Source organism: Caballeronia sordidicola, assembly GCF_002220365.1.
In the GTDB taxonomy this organism is placed as follows: domain Bacteria; phylum Pseudomonadota; class Gammaproteobacteria; order Burkholderiales; family Burkholderiaceae; genus Caballeronia; species Caballeronia sordidicola_C.
Genome location: NZ_MTHB01000040.1, coordinates 1 through 2,538, shown reverse-complemented (window position 1 = coordinate 2,538; position 2,538 = coordinate 1). Strand labels below are relative to the sequence as shown.

General features: G+C 57.0%; 2 protein-coding genes and 3 pseudogenes. All 5 read left to right on the top strand.

Annotated features, from left to right (window positions below):
• Window positions 1-264, top strand: a 264-nt coding sequence (locus tag BSU04_RS06310) for an integrase core domain-containing protein (protein ID WP_256982232.1), incomplete at its 5' end; no start/stop codon positions are given.
• 40 nt (window positions 265-304) lie between these two features.
• A pseudogene (locus BSU04_RS06305) lies at window positions 305-958 on the top strand (methionine synthase); the annotation flags it as partial.
• Window positions 918-1,499: pseudogene (locus tag BSU04_RS06300) on the top strand (flavin reductase family protein). The pseudogenes BSU04_RS06305 and BSU04_RS06300, both read left to right, overlap by 41 nt.
• A 147-nt stretch (window positions 1,500-1,646) precedes the next feature.
• Window positions 1,647-2,051 carry a hypothetical protein gene (locus BSU04_RS06295; RefSeq protein WP_218827239.1) on the top strand — a complete coding sequence of 135 codons (405 nt, stop codon included), beginning with the start codon at window positions 1,647-1,649 and terminating at the stop codon, window positions 2,049-2,051.
• A 255-nt stretch (window positions 2,052-2,306) separates the two neighbouring features.
• Window positions 2,307-2,538 (top strand): annotated as a pseudogene (locus BSU04_RS06290) (hypothetical protein); the annotation flags it as partial.

Below are 2,538 nucleotides of genomic sequence, written 5' to 3'. Positions count from 1 at the left end.
GAGCGACTGTGGCGCAACGTCAAGCACGAGGATGTGTATTTGAATGGATATGAAACGATGGGCGAGCTTACGCTCGGCATGACGCGTTACTTCGATTTTTACAATAGCGAACGACCGCACCAGTCACTGGACTACCAAACACCTAACATCGTGTACGCCAGCGGGCATGGTGGAGGCGCTCTCATCGTCGACAAGTTTGGCTCTGGAAAAGACAAAACAGGGCAGCGCTGTTCCGCTGCAAGCGTGGATCTGAGTACAGCTTAAATCCAAACAAAAGCTGTCTTGACGGACGGGTCCACTTTAGCCCATAAAATGGGCTTTGCCGGGCCCGATGACCATGATCGATACGCTTTACGACGATCATTACAAGAGTCGCGAAAAGCTGGCGTGGGAGTTCGCACAGATCCTGAACGAGGAAGCCAGGGAACTGGAGGCCGCCGGCGTCGATATCATTCAATTCGACGAGCCCGCATTCAATGTTTTCTTCGATGAGGTGAATGAATGGGGCGTCGCGACCCTGGACAGGGCGATTGAAGGTCTCAAGTGTGAAACCGCCGTGCATATTTGCTATGGCTATGGCATCAAGGCCAATACGGATTGGAAGAAGACGCTGGGGTCGGAGTGGCGCCAATACGAGCAAGCCTTCCCCAAGCTGCAAAAATCCAGTATCGGCATGGTTTCATTGGAATGTCACAACTCTCACGTTCCCATGGAACTGATCGAACTCATTCGCGGCAAAAAAGTGATGGTGGGTGCCATCGATGTGGCAACCGATACCATTGAAACCCCCGAGGAAGTTGCCAGCACGTTGCGAAAAGCACTTCAGTTTGTCGATGCCGACAAGCTCTATCCTTGCACCAACTGCGGCATGGCTCCCCTGTCTCGTGCAATAGCGAAAGGCAAGCTGGAAGCTTTGAGTGCGGGCGCGGAAATCGTCCGGAAAGAACTGTCGAGCTAATTCCGAGCTGCACCCCGTATTCGGTATCGACCATGTCACGTTCCAACACTGCCGTCAAACCTTTGAGCTTTCGCGAATCGCTCGGGCATTACGCGTCCGGTATACGGTGATTGCGTCACATGTCGATGGCGAGCCGATTGGCCTCACCTGCCAGTCTTTCTATAGCGTGTCGACGAGCCCGCCGCCGGTTTCATTGAGCGTAATGTCCAGTTCGGCCAGCTATCCCAAGATTCGCGAGTCAGGTCGATTCGTTGTCAATATCCTGTCGGACGAGCAAGTCAGGATCTCCAACCAGTTAGCTTGACGTGGCACGGACAAGTGGCACGGAGTCGAATGGTACGAATCGCCGCTCGGTAATCCGATCATTGCCGGCAGCCTCCACTGGCTCGCTTGCGAAATTTACGCCGAACACGGCGCGGGCGATCACCTGATCGTGATTGGAGAAGTGAAAGCATTAGACCTGCAAGAAGCGACTACGACGCAGCCATTGCTGTACTTCAAAGGGCAATATCGCAGCCTCGCCGCGCATAGCACGGTGTGAGCGCTTAGCTCCGCTGGACGCCCGCGCGATTGATCTTCTTTCATGCCGCCAGCCTGCTACTGGGTCTGTCGTCGCAGTCGTTGCTCTGCGCTATCGCCGGGAGGCTGCGGCGACGACGCCCCCTGAATTAAAAGGTATCGAGCTCTCTTGAGTTCATTGAAACAGGCGCTAAACGAAGGGCGCTTCGTCCGCGTGCTTGAGGTCGTTGCTCAGCAGTGCCCTTCGCGCCTGGCCGCGCTTGATCAAATCGTGCATCGCGGGCCCCTGGCAGGCTGGCCGCTACTGCCAGCGTTTGCCGATCGTGTCGGCCCGCACTCGGACTTGAGCCCCCTGGAAGGCGCTGCAGCATTGGGAAATCCGGCTTCATCGTTGCTGCACTTTTCAGGCAAGGATCGTGAGCGTGCAGACTTGCTGCTCCAGATGGAGTCGATGAAGGCCCTTGGTCTGGAGCAACTGTTGCTGCTCAGCGGCGATCGCTTGCCAGGCCACCATCCTGGTCAGGCACCGGCACGCTATCTGGAGTCGGTAGCCGCGCGATCCATGTGTCGATAGATAGATGTTCACCATCGGCGATGTGGGCGGGACATACTTTTGTGCGCGGTCAGGCGAGAGCCCTTGGAGCGCCGATCGTCGGCGATCTACGGGCATCTGTCGAATGTCCCAAAGTGGCCGAACCCGGGCAGATCGTTAACTGGCGGTGGGTGGTGCCTGCCGATCATCGGTCCACGTCCGGCCCCCCTGTGTCAAACTGCTGTGAGACAACTTCTTCAAACAGTTTAAGGAAGTTGCCCACAGATGGATAAGCAGATGAAAGAGGTTTTTGAGGAACGTGACGTCAGTGCGAAGGTTTTCCCCGAGGGGGCCTCGGGGAAAACGGCAACCGATGCTGAGGTCGTCGCGGCGCCAAGCCGCCGGAGTTTTTCGACGAGCTACAAGCGCCGTATTGTGCGGGAAGCCGACGCGTGCAATGCCAGCGGCGCGGTCGGGGCACTGCTGCGCCGTGAGGGTCTCTACAGCTCGCATCTGAGCCACTGGCGCG